21 protein-coding genes and 1 pseudogene are annotated in these 24,456 nt (G+C 69.3%); 8 read left to right on the forward strand and 14 right to left on the reverse strand.

Annotation, left to right across the window (positions count from 1 at the left end):
• The first annotated feature begins 146 nt into the window (after positions 1–146).
• The 6 genes from E2169_RS06340 (at position 147) to E2169_RS14230 (ending at position 7,162) form a co-directional block, all read left to right on the forward strand.
• The gene (locus E2169_RS06340; RefSeq protein ID WP_132985776.1) at positions 147–2,666 is read left to right on the forward strand and encodes a DNA topoisomerase I; all 2,520 of its coding nucleotides are present in this window, start codon (positions 147–149) and stop codon (positions 2,664–2,666) included.
• Between the two features lie 63 nt (positions 2,667–2,729).
• On the forward strand, positions 2,730–3,500 hold the full coding sequence (locus E2169_RS06345; RefSeq protein WP_132985777.1) for an XAC2610-related protein: 771 nt from the start codon (positions 2,730–2,732) through the stop codon (positions 3,498–3,500).
• 30 nt (positions 3,501–3,530) lie between these two features.
• Positions 3,531–4,991: a peptidoglycan-binding domain-containing protein gene (locus E2169_RS06350; protein ID WP_132985778.1), complete on the forward strand. Its 1,461-nt coding sequence runs from the start codon at positions 3,531–3,533 to the stop codon at positions 4,989–4,991.
• Between the two features lie 58 nt (positions 4,992–5,049).
• Positions 5,050–5,613, forward strand: coding sequence for an L-threonylcarbamoyladenylate synthase type 1 TsaC (gene tsaC, locus E2169_RS06355; protein ID WP_132985779.1), 564 nt, complete (start codon positions 5,050–5,052; stop codon positions 5,611–5,613).
• Positions 5,614–5,699: 86 nt separating this feature from the next.
• The gene (locus tag E2169_RS06360; RefSeq protein ID WP_132985780.1) at positions 5,700–6,476 is read left to right on the forward strand and encodes a DUF4124 domain-containing protein; all 777 of its coding nucleotides are present in this window, start codon (positions 5,700–5,702) and stop codon (positions 6,474–6,476) included.
• A complete protein-coding gene (locus E2169_RS14230; protein WP_165942345.1) occupies positions 6,476–7,162 on the forward strand; it encodes a DUF4124 domain-containing protein in 687 nt (228 codons plus the stop codon). The genes E2169_RS06360 and E2169_RS14230 overlap by 1 nt, the downstream gene beginning before the upstream one ends.
• 1 nt (position 7,163) lies before the next feature.
• Here the strand turns inward: E2169_RS14230 and E2169_RS06365 are convergent, their stop codons facing one another.
• From E2169_RS06365 to E2169_RS06390, 6 genes are all read right to left on the reverse strand, one after another.
• Positions 7,164–8,594: an XVIPCD domain-containing protein gene (locus E2169_RS06365; protein WP_165942346.1), complete on the reverse strand. Its 1,431-nt coding sequence runs from the start codon at positions 8,592–8,594 to the stop codon at positions 7,164–7,166.
• Positions 8,595–8,715: 121 nt separating this feature from the next.
• Entirely contained in the window at positions 8,716–9,354 is a 639-nt protein-coding gene (locus E2169_RS06370) for a hypothetical protein (protein WP_132985782.1), read from the reverse strand.
• Between the two features lie 100 nt (positions 9,355–9,454).
• On the reverse strand, positions 9,455–9,865 hold the full coding sequence (locus E2169_RS06375) for an SRPBCC family protein (RefSeq protein ID WP_132985783.1): 411 nt from the start codon (positions 9,863–9,865) through the stop codon (positions 9,455–9,457).
• Positions 9,866–9,940: 75 nt separating this feature from the next.
• The gene (locus E2169_RS06380) at positions 9,941–10,702 is read right to left on the reverse strand and encodes a slipin family protein (RefSeq protein ID WP_132985784.1); all 762 of its coding nucleotides are present in this window, start codon (positions 10,700–10,702) and stop codon (positions 9,941–9,943) included.
• Entirely contained in the window at positions 10,699–12,099 is a 1,401-nt protein-coding gene (locus E2169_RS06385) for an NfeD family protein (RefSeq protein ID WP_229659078.1), read from the reverse strand. Before E2169_RS06385 ends, E2169_RS06380 begins: the two co-directional genes overlap by 4 nt.
• A 129-nt stretch (positions 12,100–12,228) precedes the next feature.
• A complete protein-coding gene (locus tag E2169_RS06390; RefSeq protein WP_132985785.1) occupies positions 12,229–12,780 on the reverse strand; it encodes a DUF6630 family protein in 552 nt (183 codons plus the stop codon).
• A 163-nt stretch (positions 12,781–12,943) separates the two neighbouring features.
• Here E2169_RS06390 and E2169_RS06395 point away from each other — a divergent pair, with 163 nt between their 5' ends.
• Positions 12,944–14,545, forward strand: a complete 1,602-nt coding sequence (locus E2169_RS06395) for an SDR family NAD(P)-dependent oxidoreductase (RefSeq protein ID WP_132985786.1) — start codon at positions 12,944–12,946, stop codon at positions 14,543–14,545.
• Between the two features lie 49 nt (positions 14,546–14,594).
• On the opposite strand, the gene E2169_RS06400 is transcribed toward E2169_RS06395, so the two are convergent.
• Positions 14,595–14,933: a YegP family protein gene (locus tag E2169_RS06400; RefSeq protein WP_132985787.1), complete on the reverse strand. Its 339-nt coding sequence runs from the start codon at positions 14,931–14,933 to the stop codon at positions 14,595–14,597.
• Positions 14,934–15,053: 120 nt separating this feature from the next.
• Here E2169_RS06400 and E2169_RS14635 point away from each other — a divergent pair.
• Positions 15,054–15,317 (forward strand): annotated as a pseudogene (locus E2169_RS14635) (TonB-dependent receptor domain-containing protein); the annotation flags it as partial.
• Positions 15,318–15,336: 19 nt separating this feature from the next.
• On the opposite strand, the gene E2169_RS06410 reads toward E2169_RS14635, so the two are convergent.
• The 7 genes from E2169_RS06410 to E2169_RS06440 all read right to left on the reverse strand — a co-directional run bounded on the left by E2169_RS06410 (position 15,337) and on the right by E2169_RS06440 (position 24,447).
• Complete coding sequence (locus E2169_RS06410) at positions 15,337–16,086, reverse strand: UPF0149 family protein (RefSeq protein ID WP_132985788.1); 750 nt, start codon at positions 16,084–16,086, stop codon at positions 15,337–15,339.
• Between the two features lie 97 nt (positions 16,087–16,183).
• Complete coding sequence (locus E2169_RS06415) at positions 16,184–17,476, reverse strand: hemolysin family protein (protein WP_132985789.1); 1,293 nt, start codon at positions 17,474–17,476, stop codon at positions 16,184–16,186.
• The gene (locus E2169_RS06420) at positions 17,473–18,771 is read right to left on the reverse strand and encodes a hemolysin family protein (protein ID WP_132985790.1); all 1,299 of its coding nucleotides are present in this window, start codon (positions 18,769–18,771) and stop codon (positions 17,473–17,475) included. Before E2169_RS06420 ends, E2169_RS06415 begins: the two co-directional genes overlap by 4 nt.
• A gap of 86 nt (positions 18,772–18,857) precedes the next feature.
• Positions 18,858–19,634: an SDR family oxidoreductase gene (locus E2169_RS06425; RefSeq protein ID WP_132985791.1), complete on the reverse strand. Its 777-nt coding sequence runs from the start codon at positions 19,632–19,634 to the stop codon at positions 18,858–18,860.
• A gap of 5 nt (positions 19,635–19,639) precedes the next feature.
• On the reverse strand, positions 19,640–21,535 hold the full coding sequence (gene sppA / locus E2169_RS06430; RefSeq protein WP_132985792.1) for a signal peptide peptidase SppA: 1,896 nt from the start codon (positions 21,533–21,535) through the stop codon (positions 19,640–19,642).
• Between the two features lie 75 nt (positions 21,536–21,610).
• A complete protein-coding gene (locus tag E2169_RS06435; protein WP_132985793.1) occupies positions 21,611–22,975 on the reverse strand; it encodes an MATE family efflux transporter in 1,365 nt (454 codons plus the stop codon).
• A gap of 5 nt (positions 22,976–22,980) precedes the next feature.
• Positions 22,981–24,447 carry a DUF3106 domain-containing protein gene (locus tag E2169_RS06440; RefSeq protein ID WP_132985794.1) on the reverse strand — a complete coding sequence of 489 codons (1,467 nt, stop codon included), beginning with the start codon at positions 24,445–24,447 and terminating at the stop codon, positions 22,981–22,983.
• Positions 24,448–24,456: the final 9 nt, after the last annotated feature.

Consider the following 24,456-nt stretch of genomic DNA (forward strand, 5'->3'; position numbering starts at 1 on the left):
ATTGCGGCCGTGATTCCACTATAAATAGCATCCGCGAACGCCCGGGGCAGCCGTCCCGGGCGTCGCCGTCTACACGCCGCCGTCCACAAGCGGCATCATCGCCCCCCCAAGGGGCGGCCCCCGCCGTCCCCGGAGCCCCAGCCGCAATGGCCAAGCATCTCCTCATCGTCGAGTCGCCCGCCAAGGCCAAGACGATCAACAAGTACCTCGGCAAGGACTTCCAGGTCCTGGCCTCGTACGGCCACGTCCGCGACCTGGTGCCCAAGGAGGGCGCGGTCGACCCGGAGCACGGCTTCCGGATGCGCTACGACCTGATCGAGAAGAACGAGAAGCACGTCGAGGCGATCGCCAAGGCCGCGAAGTCCGCCGAAGGCATCTACCTCGCCACCGACCCGGACCGCGAGGGCGAGGCCATCAGCTGGCACATCGCCGAGATCCTGCGCGAGCGCGGCCTGCTCGAAGGCAAGGAGCTGCACCGGGTCGTGTTCACCGAGATCACCCCGCGCGCCATCAAGGAAGCGATGCTCAAGCCCCGCGCGATCGCCAGCGACCTGGTCGACGCCCAGCAGGCGCGGCGCGCGCTGGACTACCTGGTCGGCTTCAACCTGTCGCCGGTGCTGTGGCGCAAGGTGCAGCGCGGGCTGTCCGCAGGCCGCGTGCAATCGCCGGCGCTGCGCATGATCGTCGAGCGCGAGGAGGAGATCGAAGCCTTCATCGCCCGCGAGTACTGGACCATCGAGGCCGAGTGCGCGCACCCGACACAGGCATTCAGCGCCAAGCTGACCAGGCTCGACGGCAAGAAGTTCGAACAGTTCACCGTCACCGACGGCGACACCGCCGAGGACGCGCGCAGCCGCATCGTCGCCGCCGCGCAGGGCGCGCTGCACGTCACCGACGTCGCCAGCAAGGAGCGCAAGCGCCGCCCGGCGCCGCCGTTCACCACCTCCACCCTGCAGCAGGAAGCCTCGCGCAAGCTCGGCTTCACCACCCGCCGCACCATGCAGGTGGCGCAGAAACTGTACGAGGGCGTCGCGATCGGCGAGGAAGGCGCGGTCGGCCTGATCAGCTACATGCGTACCGACTCGGTCAGCCTGTCTGCCGAGGCGCTGGGCGAGATCCGCGACGTGATCGCGCGCGACTTCGGCACCAAGGCGCTGCCCGACAAGCCGAATTTTTACCAGACCAAGTCGAAGAACGCGCAGGAGGCCCATGAAGCCGTGCGCCCGACCTCGGCACTGCGCACCCCGGCGCAGGTCGCGCGCTTCCTGTCCGACGACGAACGCCGCCTGTACGAACTGGTGTGGAAGCGCGCGGTGGCCTCGCAGATGGTGCCTGCCATCCTCAACACCGTGTCGGTCGACCTGGCTGCCGGCAGCGAGCACACCTTCCGCGCCAGCGGCACCACCGTGGTCGACCCCGGCTTCCTGGCCGTCTACGAGGAAGGCAAGGACAACAAGGGCAAGGACGACGAGGACGAAGGCCGCAAGCTGCCGGCGATGAAGCCCGGCGACCGCGTGCCGCTCGACCGCATCCACGCCGACCAGCACTTCACCCAGCCGCCGCCGCGCTTCACCGAAGCCTCACTGGTGAAGACGCTGGAGGAGTACGGCATCGGCCGCCCGTCGACCTACGCCTCGATCATCCAGACGCTGCAGTTCCGCAAGTACGTGGAGATGGACGGCCGCGCCTTCCGCCCCAGCGACGTCGGGCGTGCGGTGTCGAACTTCCTCAGCGGGCACTTCACCCGCTACGTCGACTACGACTTCACCGCCAAGCTCGAGGACGAGCTCGACGCGGTGTCGCGCGGCGAGGAGGAATGGGTGCCCCTGATGGAGAAGTTCTGGGGCCCGTTCAAGGAGCTGGTGGACGAGAAGACCGAGAGCGTCGACCGCAACCAGGCCACCGGCGCGCGCGAACTCGGCACCGACCCCAAGTCCGGCAAGCCGGTCAGCGTGCGCCTGGGCCGCTACGGGCCATACGCTGCGATCGGCAGCACCGCCGAAGACGAGGAAGAGAAGCCGCGCTTCGCGTCGCTGCGTCCCGGCCAGAGCATGCACACCATCACGCTCGAGCAGGCCATCGACCTGTTCCGCCTGCCGCGCAAGCTGGGCGAGGACAAGGGCGAGGAGGTCAGCGTGGGCATCGGCCGCTTCGGGCCCTTCGCCAAGCGCGGCAGCGTGTATGCGTCGCTGAAGAAGGAGGATGACCCGTACACGATCGACCTTGCGCACGCGGTGTTCCTGATCGAAGAGAAGGAAGAAATCGCGCGCAACCGGATCATCAAGGCGTTCGAAGGCAGCGACATCCAGGTGCTCAACGGCCGCTTCGGCCCCTACATCAGCGACGGCAAGCTCAACGGCAAGATCCCGAAGGACCGCGAGCCCGCTTCTCTGACCTTCGAAGAAGTGGTGAAGCTGCTGGAGGAAACCGGCAAGCCCGCGCGTGGGCGCTTCGGCAAGAAGACGGCGGCGAAGAAGGTGCCGGCAAAGAAGGCCGCGGTGAAGAAGGCACCCGCGAAAAAGGTGGCGAAGAAGGCAGCTGCAAAGAAGGCCGCGACCAAGAAAACTGCGGTCAAGAAGGTGACGAAGAAGGCGGCAGCGAAGAAAGCCCCGGCCAAGAAGGCTGCCGCCAACAAAGCGGATCTGCCCGACAGCGCGCCGTTCTGATCACGCACGCCTTGGCCTTCCAGCCGTGGTATATAACCGCGACTGGGTCGACAAGGACGTGATATGGAAACGGTATTCCGTGCGATAGCTTTTGCTGGCGTAGCAACGCTGGCTGCCTGTGGGACCGGTGCAACCGAAACGCACGCGGCCTCGTTCGTCGACACGACGGATACCGCACCTGGCGCGGTATCCGGTGACGGGAACGCCGCCAAAATCAATGAAGCACTGGCCAGCGCCGACGGCTTGGCCATTGTTTCGGGCGATATCCATCTGCGACTGCGTTCAGCCGGGTGTGAGCCCTTCGTCGAGGGGCTTCTGGCCTGCGAGGACGACGTTCGACTGGACGTTGCAATGCCGCGGGCGCAGCTTCAGCAGACGCTGCATCCGGCCGCAGTCATGCTGAAGGCCGGATCCCTGGTATACCGCGGCCCCCTGCATGCGGACGACAGGCCGGATGCCCATTCTTTCATCATCAGCGACGTCAACGCCGACGGTCGCGAAGACCTGATCCTCTGGTCGGGGCGGGATGGCGCCTACGGCGGCCCTTCTTTCCAGGTCTACCTGTTCGACGAAGGCGATGGGCAGCTGCATTTGAGCGAGGCCTTCTCCGAGCTGACGGTCGGCTATGTCGGTATCTTCGGCGTGGACGGTCGAGCCATCACGACCGATGCAAAGAGCGGGTGCTGCCTCCACGTTCAAGAGACCTACGTCGTCGAGGCAAGCGTCCCGGAGCTTGTGGAACGGGTCACGACCGAAGAAGAAGCCGATGGCACCGCCAAGGTGACCACCGAGCGGCTGCTCGACGGAAAGCTGCAGATCGTCGACGACGAATGACAATGCGGTCCTGCATATGGAGATGCAGCAATGAGCAATGGAGAGGGCCGTAGCACCGGGGGATTCGGGATCGATCGCGAATCGTCCGTCAACTTGATCGTGCGTACCGCACTGAACCATGGCGTGAGCGATCCGAAGCAGATCGCGTACATGCTGGCGACCGCGCAACACGAAACCCGCGATTTTGCCGCGCCTGAAGAGGACTACGGCAGGAGCCAGGCCCGGAAGCTCGGATACAGCGGAGGCGAAGACTTTTACGGACGCGGGTACGTGCACCTTACCCACGACTACAACTACCGGAAATTTGACGAACTGCTCAGCCTGGATGGAGAGCTTGTAAAGAACCCGGACCGGGCCAAGGAGCCTGAGCTCGCTGCACAGATCCTCGTCATCGGCATGCGCGATGGCTTGTTCACCGGCAGGCGACTGGACAGATATATCAACGACGACTCGCAGGACACATACAACGCGAGGCGCGTGGTCAACGGAATCACAAGCCAGGCTTGGACGATCAAGGCTGCAGAGGATTGCGACCAATACGCCACAGCCTGGGAGCAGTCCGTTCCGATGCTCATCGAGAAGGCCAGGGAACAGGATCCGGTCGCAGCCCTTGACTGGAATCAAAAGCTGCAACAGACCCTTGACGGCATCGTGCCGCGCGCAGCCGCCGTCTCTTCCGAGGTAAAAGACGGTCTCCCCGACTATTTACGCGTGAATCCCGTACCTGAAAGGCCTTCCGCCGCCGGCGATCTGCAACAAGGCGCTCGCGGCGAGCGGGTCCGCGCACTGCAGTCGGCGCTGGGCGGGCTTGGCATCCGTGACGGGCATGGACGCGCGCTCACCGTTGACGGAATCTTCGGCTCCAGCACGCGCCAGGCGGTCGAAAACTTCCAGCTCTGGAATGGGCTCGACACCAGCGGCGTAGTCGACCGGCGTACGCGCGAACTGCTGCGCGATTCCCGGACCAGGACGGCAGTCATGCACCCCGGCGATGCTCATGACACAGCGGCGGCTCCGGCACGCACACTACCCGACCCCACCAACCCCTCGCACCCCGACCACGCGATGTACGAGCGCATCCGCGCCGGCGTCCGGGCGATCGAAGAGGCCAACGGCAAGCCCTATGACGAGGCAAGCGAGCGCATCAGCCGGAGCCTGCTGGCCCGTTGCAAGGGTGCCGGCGCATGTCCGCATGCGGCGGACGCGTCCGTCGCGCCCGTCGCGCCCGGCATGGTGCTGCGGCGCGTCGACCATGTGCTGATGGGCACTACTGGCAACGTGTTCGCCATCGAAGGGCGGCTGGACGACCCGGCACACAAGCGGGCGTCCGTGTCCGCGGCCGACGCCGCGCTCGTCACCGTCGAGGAGTCCGACCGCCGGCTGGCGGCGGTGAACACGCTTGGCGAGCGGGAGCAGGATGTCGGCAGGCACCATGCGCTCGCGCCACGTCCGGGCCAACCTTCCGCGGGTACGCCCTGCATGGCGGGGTAAGCTGTCGGGGCGGACCGCAGCCGGTCCGCGCCACGTCATTTCCACGGCCTTTTGCCCGATGAACCGGTCACCCCACGTCGACGTTGCCGTGTCCGCGCTCCGCCGCGGCGGCGTCATCACGTATCCGACCGAAGCGGTCTGGGGCCTCGGCTGCGATCCGTTCGATGAGGTCGCGGTCATGCGCCTGCTGGCGCTGAAGCAGCGCGAGGTGGACAAAGGGCTGATTCTGGTCGCCGCCGACGCCGGGCAGCTCGATGGCCTGGTTGACTGGGGCGCGCTGCCCGACGCACGCCGCGATGAGGTCATGGCGTCATGGCCTGGTCCGCACACCTGGGTCATGCCCGCCACCGCGAGCGTGCCGCGCTGGATCACCGGCGACCACGACGGCGTTGCGGTGCGCATCACCGCGCACCCGCTGGTGGTCCGCCTCTGCCAAGCTTTTGGCGGCGCGCTGGTGTCGACCAGCGCCAATCCCGCAGGTGCGTCCCCGCCGCGCACGCTGGCCGAGGCCGACGCCGCGCTGTTGGCAGCGCTCGATGTCGTGCTGGAAGGCGACACCGGCGGCCTTGAGCGTCCGACCCCGATCCGCGATGCCCGCAGCGGTGCCGGCTTGCGCGCTTGAGCACGTCGCGCCGCCCCGGGCTGCCTGCGATGCGTGCCCGCGGCACCGCCCTTCCAACCCGGGGGCCGGACGCGCAAGATGCGCCCATGGACCGCGCCGCCCACATCGCCGCTGCCCTGCTTGGCCTCGCGGTCATCCTGGCTGCTGCGCCGCTCCCAGCGCAGGACGACGTCACCATCTATCGCTGCACCGACGCCGGCGGCCAGGTGGTCATCGGCAACGTGCCCTGCGCAGACGGGGCGCGACAGGACGTGCGCAGCATGATGCGGCCGGTGGACGGCGAACCCGCGCCGGTGCCGGCTGCCCCGCCGGCGCCGGACCCGGCCCCGGTACCAAGCGTGCACTACGTGGTCGCGCAGCCGCCGCAGCCGCTGTACGAGTGCGTGCGTCCGGACGGCAGCGTGTACGAGAGCGACAGCGGTGACGGCGAGCCGCGCTGGGTGCCGCTATGGACGATGGGCTACCCCGTGGGTATCGGCGCCGGGCATCGCGGCCGGCCCGGCCATGGCGGCCGTGGCGATACTGGCAGCCGCGGCCAGACCCAATCTGCCGGCAGCGGCCTGAGCGCGCCGCCGATCAGCCGCATCAGCATTCCGTCCGACCCGCCGCGGCCGGACCCGGGCAGCGTCGGCAACCGTCCGCGTCCGCCGCATGGCGGCCACGGCTGGCCGGGCGGCGCCGGCACCTGGGAGCGCGACCAATGCCACGTGCTGCCGGCGGCCGAGACCTGCGCCCGCATGAAAGACCGCCGCGACGACATCCGCACCCGCTTCTTCAACGCCCAGCAGCGCGAGCGCGATACCCTGCGCGTCGAGGAGCGTGGCCTCAACGCCCGCATCGACCGCGACTGCAGGACGTATTGATGCCTCGATCCACCCCGCGTTGCCTGGGCCGCCTGGGCCTGGCCGCACTGTTCGCCATCGCCGCGATCGCCATTCCCGCCGCGTCCGCCGCGCCGCAGGTCGTGATCTACCGCTGCACCGACGCCAGCGGCGCCCTCACCGTGCAGAACGACGAGCCCTGCCCGGCCGGCAGCCAACAGCAACGCACGGTGGTGGATCCCCCACCCCCGATGCCGGCCTACGTGCCGCAGACACCGCCACCCGCAGCGCCCGCACCGGCGCCGGCCGCGGAGCCCGCCACGACGGCCGCGCCAGCCGCGCCGGACCGGCCGGACGCACCGCCACCCGCGCGCATCGCCGACGCCGACCGCCTGCCCCCGCCGCCGATCTTCCGCTGCCACACCCCCGGCAACGACCGCTACATCAGCGAGTCCTCCGAGCCCCAGCCGCGCTGCGTAGCGCTGCAGACCGTCGGCATCAACGGCGACCCCAGCCTCGCGGCGGGCGCCGCCTGTGAATGGCAGTACGACCGCTGCGAACGCGTCCCCGACGGCGAGGCCTGCGACGGCTGGCGCCAGCGCGGGCGCGAGATCGAATCGGGCTGGCGCTACGCCCGCGGCGACGCCAAGGCGCCGCTGCAGGAAGAGTTCGCACGCGTGGCGACGATCCTCGGCGACACCACCTGCGGGCTGCCCGGCTCACCCTAGGTCAAAAGATCGCGGGCGCCGGCTGCTGCGTCAGCCCGCGCTCCGGCACGCGCGGGACGACCGAAAGTCCGGGGCTGAGACTTTCCAGCTGGCGTGCACTCTCGGCCAACGGCTGCGCCAGCGCCGGCACGGTGTCCACCCACGCCCGCCGCTGCGCCGGATCGTGCAGCGCTCCCTCCACTGCGAACATCCGGCGGCCGCTGTCTCCTGCGACGACGTGGTCGATGTCCCGCAGCCCCTCGCGCCCGGCCGTCGCCGCCAGCGCCGCGGCCAGGCGCTCGCTGCCGGCGTCGGGCGTGCGTCCCAGGCGCGCATCGAGCGCACGCACCCCGTCCAGCGCCTGCCGGAACAGCGCATGGCCGGGATGGCCCGGTTCATGAAGCGGCGAGGCCGCGACGCCCGGCATCGGCATGGCCATCGAGGCCGGGGACGGGAACCGGTATTCGAAGCGCGCTGCCAGCGCCTCGTCACGCGGCATCGCGTCGGTGCAGGGATCGACCACCACGCAAAGCCGCTCGCGCACGTAGCGCTCGCCGGGTGCCGAGGCCCCGATGGCGAAGAGGCCGAACATCGCCTGCTCGGACCGATGGATGACGCTCATGGCCGGGTCGTCCGGAACCTCCCGCATGGACAGCAGCGGGCGATCCGTCAGCGAATTGAGATAGCCGACCACCACGTTGCCGGAGCGGATCTCCAGCCCGTTCGCGCGGTTGCCGCCGCCCACGTCGGAGTGCGCACCCGCCACGGTGCTGCGGCCGAAGCGGCCGTCCGCCGTGACGCCGTCGCCGATCATCGTGGTGTACGGGAACAGCCGTCGCAGCTCGTCACCAGCCAGCAGCGAATAGCCGGAGATCACGGAGGGCGGGAGGCGGAGGTCGTAGTGCTTCGGCAGGCTGGTCGAGACAGGATCGAACAGGGCGACTGCATGCGCGGTTTGGCCTGGCGGTACCAGCGGTGGGCGCGGACTGGATGCGATCAACTCGCCGTTCCCGTCCTTGTGGAAGCCCAGGCCGGTGGGGTCGAGGATGCCGTGGCGTTCCACGAGTCGCGCGAAGCCCGGGATCAGCGTGGCGCCGCGGCTGTAGCCGATGGAGGCGATGTGGATTTCGGCGTTGGGGTTTTCCTGGAGCCAGATTCTTGCCTGACGGGCAAACTGCAGATAAGCATCAATGATGCGGTCGTCGTAGCTGAAGGCCGCCACGCTGTCGAGGGTACGGACGATGGGGTTGCGTTGGGTGCCCGGCCCTGCGGTATAGCCGCCAGCGATGCGCTCCTCCCCGAGTTTCTTTAAGCCCTGTACCTCCCGGTGATTCACGCCGACATTAGTGGATATCTGGCTCTCCCGTTCAACGTCTTGACCGCTACCGTCGAAGCTTGCGAAGTACAAATAGCTGTTCGGGTTGTCGCTCTGATAGAGGATGGGGACTTGCATCCCTGCCAGATCTTGTCGTGCTGCCTCATACGTTGCTAGCTTCTCGGCACTGGCTTCATGCGTGCCAATGCCTCCAACCTTCCCGCCTCCCATGGCAAGCTTCTCCTTTTTCTACAATCAGCTAGAACGTCTCCGTGTGCGCCAGGATCAGGTCGTTTCGCATATCGCTGTAGCGGTTGCCGGGAATGAGCGGCTCACGCAGCGGAATCATCGCCAGCATGTACACATTGACCGTACGGTCATTGATCTCGAGGTGTATGTCCGGACTTCCGAATGTCGCGTACAGCGGAATGTCCTCGCGCGGCACGTTGTGCCGCACCAGTTCATCCTTGAAAATTTTTCCGAAGTCGATCTTCGTCTCGTGCGCGACGCCGTCCTTGGACGTCCAACTCAGCTTCGCCGGCGGCGGGAAGTTGTGGAAGCCAAGCTGGCCTCCCAACCAGTTCTTGCGGTAATCCGGACCAATGCTGGCCGACGACCGCTGCAACACATCGGGATCGTCCATCGCCTGCACCCGGCCGTCATACATCACCTTGCAGCCATAGGTATCAAAGCAATGCACGCCCAAGTTGTGCTTCTTGAACTTCAGCGGCCACGGCGAGAAAAGATCATCGGGCGAACCCGCAGCCTCGTGTGACCCGGCGTCACCGCTGGCGTCGGCAATACTCATGGCGGTCTGGCATCCCTGCAGCAGTAAAGTCGCGGCGAGCGCGATGGCGAGTGCGGCGGCCGTTGGCGCGGACTTGCGATGTCGTTTCATGGCGCTTCCCTGCACGATGTCGGACCGGTTTACAACGGGCCGCATCCGCATGCAAGCCTTCGCATGCCTTGCAGGTCACGAAACGCGCGTCGGGCTTTTCCTAAGCGCGGGCTTCGACATAGCGCTTGAAGCTGTCGAGGATCGCCTGCCAGCCATCGCGCTGCATCTCCACCGGGTTCTCCGATTCGGCGTCGAACGCGGTGCTTACCAGCACGCCGCCGGGACTTTCCGAGAACGTCGTCGCCACCTCGCGGCCATCGTCCATCCTGTACTCGATGGCCTGTTTCGGCGCCACGCGGGTGTACGTGCCCTCGAAGTCGAAGCCCGCGCTGCCGTCCTTCGCCTCCATGCGCGAAGAGAAGCGACCGCCATCCCGCAGATCCACGTTGCTCCGAGTGGTGTGCCAGTCCTCGCTGGCCGCGTTCCATCGTTCGATATCGGCGGGAGTGTTCCACGCGTCCCAGACAAGGTCGACGGACGCGTCGACCAGGGTTTCGATGGTGATCCTCATGGCATCCTCCACGTGAGCGGGCCTGATCCGAATTCGACTCCAGACGATACGCCCGCGGTCACGTCCCGGTCGCCCTCAGCCGCGCCCGCCGCGCAGCCGCTCCAGCATCGGCTCGATCAGGTCCATCGGCAGCGGGAACACGATCGTCGAACTCTTCTCGCCCGCGATCTCGGTGAGCGTCTGCAGGTAGCGCAGCTGGATCGCGCGCGGATCGCCGGCCAGCAGCTTCGCCGCTTCGACCAGCTTCGCAGCCGCCTGCTGCTCGCCCTCGGCGTGGATCACCTTCGCGCGACGCACGCGCTCGGCCTCGGCCTGCCTGGCGATCGCGCGCACCATGGTCTCGTTGAGGTCGATATGCTTGATCTCGACGTTGGCGACCTTGATCCCCCAGGCGTCGGTCTGCGCGTCGAGGATGCCGCGGATGTCGTCGTTGAGCTTGTCGCGTTCGACCAGCATCTCGTCGAGTTCGTGCTTGCCCAGCACCGAGCGCAGCGTGGTCTGCGCCAGCTGGCTGGTGGCCTCGTAGAAGTGTTCGACGTTGATGATCGCCTTCTGCGGGTCGACCACGCGGAAGTAGACCACCGCGTTGACCTTGACCGAGACGTTGTCGCGCGAGATCACGTCCTGCGCCGGTACGTCCATGACGATGGTGCGCAGGTCCACGCGCACCATCTGCTGCACCACCGGCACCAGCAGGATCAGCCCGGGTCCCTTCACCTTCCAGAAGCGGCCAAGCTGGAACACCACGCCGCGCTCGTATTCGCGCAACACCTTGATCGCGCTTGCCAGCAGCACGATCAGGACCAGCAGCACCGGGAAAAACGCGATGGTACTCATGGCTTGTCTCCTTCGGGCAGGGTGGATTCTTCGGCCGCCACGGCATCGGGCGCGACGCGCAGCACCAGACCATCGACCACCAGCACGCGCAGTCGCTGGCCGCGCCGCACCGGCGTGGCGCTGTCGGCCTGCCAGGTCTCGCCGCGGATCGCCACGTGCCCGCGGCCATGGAAGTCGTCGAGCGCGATCGCGCGCTCGCCGAGCAGTTCATCGACCCCGGTGACCACCGGCCGTGTCCGCGACCGCGCGGCCAGCCACAGCGCCACCATGAACACCAGGCCGCTGGCGACCGCGATGCCGGCGATCAGCCGGCCGGGAACGCCGAAACCCGGATCCTCGGTATCGAACAGCACCACCGACCCGGCGACCAGCGCCACCAGGCCTCCGATGCCGAGCACCCCGAAGCTCGGCGAGGCGATCTCGCCCACCATCAGCGCCACGCCCAGCACGATCAGCGCCACGCCGGCGTAGTTCACCGGCAGCACCTGCAGCGCGTACAGCGCCAGCAGCAGGCAGATGCCGCCGACCACGCCCGGCACGATCGCCCCCGGGCTGTAGCCCTCGAACAGCAGCCCGTACAACCCGACCAGCAGCAACAGGTAGGCGATCGTGGGTTCGGTGATCACCGACAGCACGCGGTTGCGCCAGTCGGGCGCCAGCGGCACCACCGTTCGCGAGGCGGTGGACAGGGCCTGGCGGCGATCGCCCAGCTGTACTTCGCGGCCGTCGGCCTGGCGCAGCAGGTCGTCGATGTCGGTGGCGAGGATGTCCACGACGCCCTGTTCGAGGGCGCGGGTCGCGGTCAGGGTCGCGGCATCGCGCACGGCCGCCTCGGCGAAATCGACGTTGCGGCCGCGCAGCTCGGCCAGGCTGCGGAGGTAGGCGACGGCATCGTTGACCGCCTTGCGCGACATCGCGCCGTCGTCGCGGCCGCGTTCGTCACCTGCATCGGGCTCCGGATCCCGGCCCGACGCGCCGCCCAGCGCGATCGGCGTCGCCGCGCCCAGCGACGTCGCCGGCGCCATCGCCGCCAGGTGGCTCGCGTAGACGATGTACGTCCCGGCGCTGGCCGCGCGCGCGCCCGCCGGGCCGACCCATGCGATCACCGGCACGTCCGAGGCCAGGATGGCGCGATTGATGTCGCGGGTCGCCGCATCCAGGCCACCGGGCGTATCGATCCGCAGGATTACCGCAGGTGCCCCGTCGGCGGCGGCGCGCGCCAGGCCGCGGCGCACGTAGTCGTGGCTGGCCGGGCCGATACCGCCCTGGATGTCCAGCAGCACCACGTCCGCCGCGGCGTCCGTGGCGGGCGCGGCCGTGTGCGCCGGCGGCACCAGCAACAACGCGAGCGCCATCAGCCCCCACGCCGGAAGGAACATCCATCGGCCCAGCTTCATGGCACGTACCAGACAGCGACGCGACACGCCCAAGCTGGCAGTACACGCCTTGCGGCGTAAACAAAGTGGCAAGGCCTCGACAGCTTCGAGGAAGCCGGTTGCCTCGCGATCGGCGCTCCCCGACGACGCTCAGCCGCCGGGGCGCAGCTTGATGCCCAGCGCCGGCGCGATCGCGCCCATCGCCTCGTTGTCGCGGCTCAGGGTGATCCAGCCCGCCGTGGTCGCGGTGCCGGTGTCCCATATCCACAGGGTGTAACCGTAGGCACGCAGGGCGTCGTAGGCCACCTGCAGCAGGGCGGGGATGCTGGCATCGGCCAGGAATTCGTCGTCGGTCGGATCCTCGACGCCCCAGTCGAGATCAAGGTTCCAGCGCGCGACGAGTTCGGTGATGCTTTCCACCAGCGCGGCGGCATCGTCGTCGTGGACCTGGAAGCCGGATTTCCAGTCGATGATGTCCTTCAGCACCCAGGCCGGCTCGAACTCGTCTTCGCCGGCGTCGGCGGTCGCGTCCTGGTAAGCGGCGAACTGCTGCAGCGCGGTCTCCTCGTCGCCGGGATTGACCAGCAGCAGCAGCTGCCAGACCAGCGTTTCGGTGCCGGCGTCCTCGTCGATCTCCAGGTCGGGGTCGGTGCCGTGGGCGAAGTTGTCGTCCGGGTCGAATTCGGTGTCGGGCAGGTGCATGGCGGGGGTCGTCGGGTGGCCGGGCGCACAGGATAAGCGCAGGGGGCGTGGGCGGAGGCGTTCGCGCCTGGGCCGACAGCCGCGACACCCCCGAGGAGGCGCCTGGGCGGCACGCGACCGCCTGCCGCTGTCGTTTGCGCCCCCGAGCCCGCAAACTAAGTGCATGACCACGACCTCTCCGGGCGCATCCGACGCCCGCGCCGACCTGCCCGACGCTACGCTCGAAGCCCGCCTGCGGGACGCGACCGACCTCCTTGAAACCGTCGCGGCCGAGCACGCGCTGCTCGACGTGCTGGACGATGCCACCCGCGAGCGGCTGCACCGCGCGCTCGCCGCGCTGCACGCGCCCGTCGACCCGGTCGCGCGCCGCCAGCGCCGCAAGCAGCAGAAGCGCAGCCGCGTGCAGGCGAAGAACGAGCGCGACGATGCGATCCTCGACGCCACCGGCATCCGCACGCTGCGCCGGCAGCCGGTGTTCACCACGCCGAACTACTTCCCGCCGACGGGCTTCGAGGCCAACGATCTCGACGCCGACGTGCCGCCTCACCACGAGGCCCTGGAGCCGCAGCACTGCTATGTGTGCAAGCGCAAGTACACGCTGATCCACCATTTCTACGACCAGTTGTGCCCGGAGTGCGCGGAGTTCAACTTCGCCAAGCGCACCGAGCTCACCGACCTGCGCGGGCGCGTGGCGCTGCTCACCGGCGGCCGGGTCAAGATCGGCTACCAGGCCGGGCTGAAGCTGCTGCGCTGCGGCGCGCGGCTGATCGTGACCACGCGCTTCCCGCGAGACTCGGCGGCGCGCTACGCCGACGAGCCGGACTTCGCGGAGTGGCAGGACCGGCTGGAGATCTTCGGCCTCGACCTGCGCCACACGCCCAGCGTGGAAGCGTTCTGCAGCGAGCTGCTGGCCACCCACGACCGCCTGGACTTCATCATCAACAACGCCTGCCAGACCGTGCGCCGCCCGCCGGGGTTCTACACCCACATGATGGCGGCGGAAAGCGCGGCGCTGCACGACGCGCCGGAACACCAGCGGCGCCTGCTCGGCCGCTACGAAGGCCTGCGCGCGGACGCGCTGCTGCCGGAAGGCGAGCGCACGGCGCTGGCCGGCCGCGACCTCCGCCACGAAGCCGCCGCGGGCCTGACCCGCGCCGCCGAGCTGTCGCAGGTGCCGCTGCTGGCCGAGGAGCTGCTCGGCCAGTCGCACCTGTTCCCGGAGGGGCGCCTGGACCAGGACCTGCAGCAGGTCGACCTGCGCGGCCGCAATTCATGGCGGCTGCTGATGGACGAGGTGCCGTCGGTGGAACTGCTGGAAGTGCAGCTGGTAAACGCCATCGCGCCGTTCCTGATCAACGCACGGCTCAAGCCCCTGATGCTGCGCACGCGCGACGGCAGCCCGCCCACGCGCGACCGCCACATCGTCAACGTGTCGGCGGTGGAGGGCCAGTTCTACCGCAACTTCAAGACCACCCGGCACCCGCACACCAACATGGCCAAGGCCGCGCTGAACATGATGACGCGCACTTCGGCCGCCGATTACCAGGGCGACGGCATCCACATGAACAGCGTCGACACCGGCTGGGTGACCGATGAGGATCCGGTGGAGATCGCCGCGCGCAAGACCATCGAGGAACGCTTCCACCCGCCGCTGGACATCGTCGATGGCGCGGCGCGGATCGTCGATCCGATCATCGCCGGCTTGAACACCGGCGAGCACGTCTGGGGGCAGTTCCTGAAGGACTATCGGCCGACGGACTGGTAGCCCGCCCCGGGCCCGTGCCCGCTGACAGCGCGGGACGGGCCGGGATAGCTCAGGCCGCGGTCGTGTCCTTGATGGTCGTGGCCGGGCCGTTGGACTGCACCGAGGCGATGCCCTTGTCGCGCGCATCCTCGGAGCTGTACATCTGGCTGTTGCCGATCACCTGGTGGTTGGCGGCCTTGAGCAGGAAGTAGGGCTTGCCGTTGCTGGCCTCCTTCTTCTCGTAGCGCGCCGCATCGGGCGAGTTCTTCTGCACCGAAGCGATGCCGGTGTGCACCGAATCCATCGCCTTGTAGCGCTCGCTGGTGAGGATGGTTTCGCCGTTGCCGGCCTTGAGCACGAACTGGAACTGCCCGTCCGAGGTCTTCGAAATCTGGTACCAAGCTGCCATGTCGACTCCTTTGTCCGATCGATCCGCGATCCGCCGCGGCCGTTCCAACATACACGCCACGCTGCCCGGTTCAAGGCTGCATGAGCCCAGCTGGTCGAGCGCAGCGAAAGCTTCAAGTCCCTGGTCGGCCGCGTGGTCGGCGACTACGCCTTCAGCGACGACCTGCGCGGCTACGCCTCGCTGTCGCGCGGCCGGCGCCCGAACGTGGTCAACCTCCACGTGCTATCGAGCGAAATCATCGACGACGAGACCGTGACCAGCGCCGAGCTCGGCCTCAAGGGCACGGCGCTGGACGGCCGCTTCCTGTACGACGTCGCCGCCTACCACTGCGAATACACCAACTTCCAGGCCACCGTGCGCGACGACGACAGCCTGCGCTACGTGCAGCAGGCCGTGGCGTCCGCTAACCGGTGGTGGCACTGCCGCAGCATTTCTTGTATTTCCTTCCGCTGCCGCAGGGGCACGGTGCGTTGCGCTCGGGCGTGGCCTCGCGGCGGATCGGTTCGCGTGGGGTCAGCGCTTCAACGCGGTGGTGGTTGAGGTCGGCCAGCATCCCCGGCAGCCCGACGATGATCTCCAGGCGCTCGCGGTAGCTGATTGGTGTCGCAGCCGCAGTCGGATCCTCGAAATCCATGACTTCACCGCTGACCAGCCGGTCGAGCAGGTCGAAGATGTCCTCCATCCAGTCGTTGTCGTCCAGCCACCGGTCCCACTCCTGCTCCCGCAGCCCGACCGCGGCGAAGAAGCCCAGCGCCCAGTCGTGGCCAACGTCGAGCTCGTCCTCGCGCAGGGCCTCCTCGCCGGTCAGCTCCGGGTCTTCCGGCAGCCACAGCAGCGGGGCCAGGTGGTCGGGCAGGTCGTCGTCGCCGTGGCGCACGCGCGCGCTGCACATGTTCCAGTGGCCCATCAGCAGGCCCTGCACTTCCTGCGCCTCTTCGATGCTGTCCCAGCGCGGCGGCTTGCCGCCCCAGACCACCGGCTGCCATTCGCTGGGCAGCACCAGCGACGGTGCCACCACCAGCGCCGACAGGAAGCCGTCCAGCGCCTCGAGGTTCAAGCCCTTGAACGGGACGGCGCGCTGCTCCAGCAGCGCGGCAAGGCGCTGGATGTGGTCGTCGTCGAGGTAGTTGGGCGCAATGGTCGGGGTAGACATGCGAATCGGCCGGAACTGGGGTGCGCGCATGGTAGTGGGTTTCGTGGCATGGCCCGGCATCAGCGCGCCGGCTTGGCAAAGCGCGGCCCTTGCGCGATCACGCCACCGGCAGCAGCCGCACGCGGGTGATCTTCAGGCCCTTCAGCTCCTCGACCACGAGCCGCCGGCCCTTGCACTCGATGGCGTCGCCCACGCCGGGCAGGGTGCCGCGCGCGGCCAGGAACAGGCCCGCCACCGTCATCACCTCGGGGTGCTCGAGGTCGATGCCGTAGTCCTCACCCAATTCGGCCAGGGTCACCTCGCCGTCAAGCGCCAGGCTGCCGTCTTCGTCGCGGCGGATCCAGTCGCTCGGGGTCGCGGCCTCCTCGTCGATGACGTCCGCCACCAGGTCGTCCATGGTCACGAAGCCGAGCGTGCCGCCGAACTCGTCCACCACCAGGGCGGCATGCACGCGCTGGCGCTTGAACAGGGCGAGAAGCTCTTCCGCAGAGGTCGTCGCCGCCACGTTCGGCAGGGGGCGCAGGAGGCCGCGAAGGCTCGCGTCCTCCCCGCGGGCCCGCGCACGGATGAAATCCTTGACGTGAAGCACGCCCAGCACGTTGTCCAGCGACTCCTCGAACACCGGATAGCGGTTGGCGTTCCCGTTGCCCACCAGCAGGGCTACGGCGCCGAAGTCGGCGTCGGCCGCGATCGCCTGCATCCGCCCGCGCGAGGTCATCAGCTCCTCGGCGATGCGGTCTTCCATCTCGAAGATGTTGTCCAGCAGCGCGCGCTGGCCGAGGTCGAGCTGCCCGCTCTGCGCGAGTTCGCCGGTAGCGATCTCCAGCTCCTTGCTGGTGTACAGCGAGGCGCCCTTGCCCGGCTCGGGGATCCCCAGCATGCGCATCAGGGCGAACGCCGTGCGGTTGAGCACGAACACCATCGGCCTGAACACGATGCCGAAAAGGCGCATCAGCGGGCTGGTGGCGATGCTGACCTGCTCCGGCGCCTGCAGCGCCAGCGCCTTGGGGATCATCTCGCCGAGCACCACGTGCAGATAGGTGATGGCACTCAGCGCAATCACGAACGCGACCAGATGCACCTGCGCATCCGACAGGCCCAGGCCATGCAGGCCCGGGTACAGCCAGCTGGCGACGGCGGGCTCGCCGTACATGCCCAGGCCGATGCTTGCCAGGGTGATGCCCAACTGGGCAATGGCGATGTACGCATCCTTGCCGGCCGGGCGGTCGAACACCCCCAGCAGCCAGCCCGCGGGGCGGCTCCCTCCCTGCGCAAGCGTCGCGAGGCGGCTGCGCCGGGCGCCGACCAGGGCGAACTCGGCGGCCACGAACACGCCGTTGACCACGATCAGTACCAGGATCACCAGGATCGGCAGCCAGACTTCGCTCATTCCCGGTCCTCCGCGTCGCGCAGCAGGTGCACGCGCTGCACCGCCTGGCGATCCATCGCCACCACCCGCAGTCGGTGCGGCGTGCCGGAGATGCCGGTCTCGTCGCCCACCACCGGCAGGCGGCCGAGTTCATGCCAGGCCAGCCCGCCGATGGTGTCCACCAGCTCCTCGGGCAGGCCCAGCGCGTAACGCTCGTTGAGCGAGGTGATCCCGACGTCACCGCGCACGTCGAGGTCCGCGCCCGACTCGATGATCAGCTCCTCCTCGCGATCGAACTCGTCCTGCATTTCGCCGAACACCTCTTCCAACGCGTCCTCCAGGGTGACCATGCCGGCCACCGTGCCGTACTCGTTGACCACAATGGCGGTATGCCGCCCGGCGGAACGCAGTGCCTTCCACAGCGCCGGCACCGGCATCACGTCGGCCACCACCAGCGGCTCGCGCTGGACCGAGGCCACGGTCGCGGCCGGATCGCGTTCGCTGGCGGCGAACAGTTCGCGCAGGTGCACGATGCCGGTGACGTCGTCGGCTCCGCTGCCCACCACCGGGAACCGCGAGTGGGCGGTCTCGACCAGCCGCAGCAACGCCTCGCCCACGGGGTCGCTGCCGCGCACGGTGAGCATGCGCGTACGCGGCGTCATGATCGAGCGCACCAGGCGCTCGTCGAGATTGAGTGCGCCGGCGAGCATGTCGCGCTCCGCGGCGTCGATCAGGCCCCCGGCCGCGCTCTCGCGGTACAGGCCTTCGAGCTCTTCCGGCGAATGCACGTGCGCGTGGCTGTGGTCCACGCGCAGCCCGGCCACGCCCATCAGCGAGAACGCCGTGCCGTTGAACAGCGCAATCAGCGGCCTGAATACGAACAGGCTGATGCGCATGGGCAGCATGCAGGCCATCGCCAACCGCTCCGGATAGCGCAAGGCCACGGTCTTGGGCAGCAGCTCGCCCAACACCACCTGCAGTGCCGTGACGCCGAGCAGCACGATGACGATGGCCGCGGTGACGCCGCCCACCGCCCCAAGGTGCGGCGCGAGCAGGGGCGTCAGTTGTGCCTGGCCGAAGGCGCCAGCGACGAGGCTGCTGAGGGTGATGCCGATCTGGCAACCGGCCACGTAGTGGTCGAGCTTCACCGGGTCGCGGAGGATGACCAGCAGCGTGGCCGCGGTGCGGTCGCCCGACTCGGCGGCCTCCTGAACCCGCGAGCGCCGCGATCCGACGGTGGCGAACTCGGCGGCGACGTAGAGCGCGTTGGCCACCACCATCAGCAGGATGATGGCAAAGGGGAGCGCGGCAATCATGGAAGCGTCTTGGGCAGGGTGGAACACTATATCCGCGGGAGGCTGCCACGGGGATCCTGGCCCCCCATCGCCGCCCTGCGGAGGAATCAGAACCCGTAGCGCAGGAACCCGCCATCCACGGCAATGCATTCGCCGGTGACATAGCCCGCCGCAGGCAGGCACAGGAATGCAACCGCGGCGGCCACCTCCTCCGGTTCACCGATACGCCCCATCGGAGTGCGCAGCAGCACGTCGTCGAGGTAGTCCGGATCGGCCAGCGCCGGCGAGGTGCGGCGGGTGCGGATGTACCAGGGCGCCACGCTGTTCACGCGCACGCCGTCCTCGGCCCATTCGCAGGCGAGGTTGCGGGTCATCTGCTGGAGTGCGGCCTTGCTCATGCCGTAGGGCGCGCCGGTACGCACGTGGACGGCGCCGGACACGCTGCCCACGTTCACGATGGCGCTGGCCGCGTGCTGGGTCAGCAGCGGATAGGCGTAGCGGCTGAGTTCGAAGGCGCTGAACAGGTTGACCTCGAAGATCTCGCGCCACTCGTCCTCGGTGTAGTCGATCGAGGATTTGGCCAGGTTGCCGCCGGCGTTGTTGACCAGGATGTTGAGGCCTTCGCCCTGGTCCTCGACCCAGTCCAGCAGCTCGCGGCGCTGCTCGTCGTCGGCGACGTCGGCGATCAGCGCGCGCACGTCGCCTTCGGGATGCTCCTCGAGCAACTCCTCGCGCGTGGCTTCGAGCGCGTCGCCGTCGCGCGCGGCAATCAGCACGCGCGCGCCGAAGCCCAGCAGTTCGGCGGCGATGGCGCGGCCGATGCCGGCGCTGCCGCCGGTGACCAGGGCCAACTGTCCGTCCAGGCGCCAGCGCGACCGGTCCATGGTGCTCACGGCATGCAGAAGCAGTGGGCGACGGCCTTCACCGGGTGTCCGCCGCGGGCCATGGCCTGCTCGATGAAGCGCAGGTCGCCGGCGACGCCGGGCATGGCGTTGAGCAGCAGGCTTTGCGCAAACCCGCTGCGCGCCAGCATCCCCGCGCCGATGCGGCTCTCGGCCATGCCGGCCACGAAGTTCTCGAACGGAGTGAGCTGCTTTTCGATGTACTTCACGCCCCAGCTGTCGTCCTCGCCGAGCTCGGCGCGCGAGGCGGCGTTGGCCAGCGCGTCGCGCAGGCCGCCGAATTCGTCGACCAGGCCGCGTTCCTTCGCCTGGGCACCGCTCCACACGCGGCCACGGGCCACGAGGTCGATCTGCTCGACGCTGCGCTCGCGGGCGCCGGCCACCTTGCCGACAAAGTCGCGGTAGCCCTTGTCGATCACGCTCTGGATCACCGCGCCGACCTCGGGCTGCAGCGGGCGGGTCGGATCGAAGGCACCAGCGAAGCGCGTGGTGCCGACGCCGTCGGTGCGCACGCCGATCTTCTCCAGCGTGCGCGGGATGGTCGGGAACATGCCGAAGATGCCGATCGAACCGGTGATCGTCGACGGATCGGCATAGATCGCGTCGGCGTCCATGCTGATCCAGTAGCCGCCGGACGCGGCCAGGTCGCCCATCGACACCACCACGGGCTTTCCGGCGGCCTTGAGCGCCACCACCTCGCGGCGGATCTGCTCGGAAGCGAAGACTTCGCCGCCGGGGGAGTCCACGCGCAGCACCACGGCCTTGACCGCTTCGTCGTCGCGCGCGGCGCGCAGCAGGGCCGAGGTCGACTCGCCGCCGACGTTGCCGGGATTCTGCTTGCCACCCATGATCGCGCCTTCGGCGACCACCACCGCCACCTGCGGCCGCGCATCGGCGGCGGCCAGCGGGCCGGTGACGTGCTTGAGGTAGGCGTCGTACGCGATGTCGCGCACGCCGCTGTCGCTGTCCTCGTCGGCTTCGCCGCGCTCGGCCAGCAGCTGCTGCACTTCCTCGAGCGTCTTCAGGCCGTCGACCAGCTTCTGGTCCACGGCAAGCTTCGCGAGATCGCCGCCGGCGGCATCGACGCCCTCGGGGAGCGTCTCCACGTTCGCCGCCAGCACGGCGACATCCAGCCCGCGCGCCGTGGCGATGTCGCCCAGGAAGCGCTGCCAGATGTCGTTCATCCAGTACAGGTCGGCTTCCTTGGCCTCGGGCGACGCGTGGTCGAGCACGTAGGGCTCGGCCGCGGACTTGAACTCGCCGACCTTGAACAGGTGGATGTCGACGCCAAGCTTGTCCTGCAGGCCCTCGCGATAGTACTGGCGGTAGCGGCCGAGGCCTTCAAGCACCAGGCCGCCGTAGGGGTCCATGTAGACCTCGTCGGCCTGCGCGGCCAGCAGGTACTGGGCCTGGCCGAAGTAGTCGCCATAGGCGATCACTTCCTTGCCGGCTTCGCGCAGCGTGCCGATGGCGTCGGCAAGCTCGCGCATCGATGCGTAGCCGGAGAACGCCATGCGGTCGGTGCGCAGCAGCACGCGCTCGATGCGATCGTCCGCGGCGGCCTTCTCGATCACGCGCAGCAGGTCGCGCAGGCGCACTTCGGGCGTATCGCTGCCGCTCATCTTGCCGATCGCGCGGCTGACCGGGTCGACGCTGAACTGCTCGACCAGGGCGCCCTGGGGCGCGATCACCAGCGTCGTGCGGTCCAGCACCGGCTTGGCGCGCTCGGCGCTGAGCAGCGCGATCAACAGCACCACCACGACCAGCAGGAACAACAGGTTGAACACCAGGCGGCGGGTGAAGTTGAGCGTGTCCCAGGCGCCGACCAGCACGCGGGCGATGGGACCGCGGCGGCGCCGGACGGTGTCTTGCGGATCGGACATGTGGGCAACTCGCAGGAAAGTGATGCGTTGCCGCCAGTATCACCGCTGGCGGGCGCCGGCGTCATCCGCCTTTGGTCACCGCGCCCTTCGGGGCAAGCGCCCCGAGGTGCGCAGGAAGCGCGCGCCCATCAGCAGCGCCGCGACCACCAGGCCGGCGATCAGTCCGATCCACATGCCGCGGGGGCCCATGCCCATCCCCAGCCCGAGCGTGGCGCCCAGGGCCATGCCGACGCCCCAGTACGCGAACGCGGCCAGCAGCATCGGTACGCGCGTGTCCTTGAGGCCGCGCAGCGCACCGGCCGACAGCACCTGCACGCCGTCGGGAAACTGGAACACCGCCGCGAACAGCAGCAGCGAGCCCGCCAGCGCCGCCACCGCCTGGTCGGCGGTGTATACTGAGGCGATCACGTCGTGTCCCGCCACCAGCACCAGCGCCGACAGCGCCTGGGTGCAGAGCACCAGCGCCAGCCCCGCGAGCATCGCCCGGCGCACGCCTTCGCGACCGCCACCCGCGCCCATCGCATGGCCGACGCGCACCGTGGTGGCCTCGGCCACGCCGAACGGAATCATGAAACACAGGCTGGCGACGTTGATCGCGACCTGGTGGGCCGCGGCCTCGAACTGCCCCAGGCGGCCGATCAGCAGCGCGGTGACCACGAACAGTCCGCCCTCCATCGCCACCGTCACGCCGATCGGCAGGCCGGTGCGCAGCAGGTCGCGGATCGGCGCCAGGAGCGGTGGATCGAAGCGCGCGAACAGGCCCAGGGACGCGAACCGCTTCGCGCGCGCAAGATAGACGGCGAAGGCGATCGCCTGCGCCCACATCATCAGCGACGAGGCCAGGCCCAGCCCGCCGGCGCCCATCTCGGGCAGGCCGAAGCGGCCGAAGGTGAAGGCGTAGCCCAGCGGCACCAGCAGCAGCAGGCCGCCAAAGCCGAGCAGCATGGTCGGCAGCGTCCAGTGCAGGCCGTCGCTCAGGTAGCGCATGGCGTAGTACAGGGTCAGCGCCGGCACGCCCCAGCGGATGCCGTGCAGGAAGTCGCGGGCGCCCGGGCGGATGCCTTCGGCAATGCCCATCGGCGCGAGCACCATCGGCGCCAGGCTAAGGAAAGCGAACAGCAGCAGGCCCAGGCCCAGCGCCAGCCACAGCGACTGCCGGAACAGCGGCGCGATCTCGCTGCGGCGGCCGGAGCCATTGAGCTGCGACACCGAGGGCGGCAGCGCCATCAGCGTGCCCATCGGGATCATCATCGGCAGCCAGAACATGGCCGTGCCGACCGACACCGCGGCCAGCGTCGCGGTGCCGTGGCGACCGGCGATCACGCTGTCGACCAGGCCGATCATGCCGGTGGCCAGGTGCCCGAAGACCAGCGGAGTGGCGAGCACGGCCGTGGCACGGACTTCGCCGCCGAAGCGAAGCGGTTCGGATTGCGTGGACATGGTGCTTACTGGACCGGCGCCACGGTGCGCCGCAGCCAGCGGCCGCGCTGCGCGGCCGGGATGGCGAGCAGCTCGATGCGCAGCTCGGCGCGCGCTTGCGGCGGCGTACGCGCGGCGAGCACGGCCAGGTCGTCGCGGGCCTGCGGGTCCAGTCCGCGCAGGGCCTCGAGCAGCGCCGTCCGCGCATCGAGCGGCACCTGGGCGATCAGCGGATGCAGCCGCGGGTAGTCGGCGCCAAGGTCGGGACCGAGCAGCCAGCCGTGGCGCTCGCTGGCATCCATGGCGTCGAAGCGGGCGCGTAGCGCAGCCTGTTCGTCAGGGCTGCGCAGCGCGAAGCCGGCGACCACCTGGCGCAGCTGCGCGCGCTCCGTCGCGGAGAAGTCGTGCCATGCCTGCCAGCGCTCGCGGCGATCGCCGCGCTCGGCATGCGGCAGCGCGTCCCACTGGTCGCGGCGCTGGACCAGGCGCGTGCGGGCGGCAGGGTCGAGCGCGGCGAGGCGCTCCGTCGCCGGCCGGGACCGGGGTTCCGGGCGCGCAATGGCAGCAGCGGACGCAGCGACACCGGCGGACGCGGCATCCGCATCCGCGTTCGCCCGGGCTTCCGCCACCAGCCAGGCGTGGAACGCGGGATCGGCGGCCGCGGCGTCCTGGTCCTCGCCGTCCAGCAACAGGCCCAGGTCGGGATGCAGGGCCAGCGCGTCCTCATCCGCATAGCGCCCGGCCGGTGGTTCGGCCATGGACAGGGGTTCGGACAGGATGTGGCCCGGCGCTTCGTCCAGGCCTTCGGGCAGGCGGTCGATGGCAACGAAGGTGGCCCCCAGGCCGCCGAGAGTAACCAGCGCCACCAGCCACAGGGCCGCGCGGACGCCGCGGCCCGCCGGCTGGCGGCCTGAGGCGCGCGGTGGTGCGGCGTCACCCGTCCCGTCACCCACCCTCTCGCCCAACCGCAAGGACAGCGCCAGGGACCCCGGCGGCAGCGCGCGCTGCATGTCCTGCGCCGCCTGGCCGAGCGCCTGCCAGGCTTCAACGTCGGCGCTGCCGTCGGCGTGGTGCGGCAGCGCGCGCTGCAGGCCGAGGCGGTAGGTGGGTCGCGCGATGCCGAGCACGCTCGCGGCATCGGACTCGGCCAGCCCCGCCACCAGGCGCAGCAGCAGGGCCGCCCGCGGGCCGTGGCCGATCCGCGACAGCCATTCGAACCGGGGGTCCCAGCCTGGATCCGACGGCGTGCGCCGCAGCGCGGGCGCGGCCAGCAACAGCGACCAGAAGCGGCGCGGCCATTCGCCGAAGGCGATCCTCCCGGCCTCGCCCGCGAAGCGCTCCAGCGCCCAGGCTAGGGCGTCGTCCCCGGCCTCACGGGAGCCGGCCAGCAGCCGCGCGAACACCAGGCCCCGGCGCTCCACGCCGCGCAGGAAGGCGCCCAGCGCAGTGGGCGCGGCGGCATCGGCGGGTTCGGTCGGGAGTCGTGGGGTCATGGGGCCGGG

It is taken from the genome of Luteimonas terricola (genome assembly GCF_004352845.1).
GTDB classification, from domain to species: domain Bacteria; phylum Pseudomonadota; class Gammaproteobacteria; order Xanthomonadales; family Xanthomonadaceae; genus Luteimonas; species Luteimonas terricola.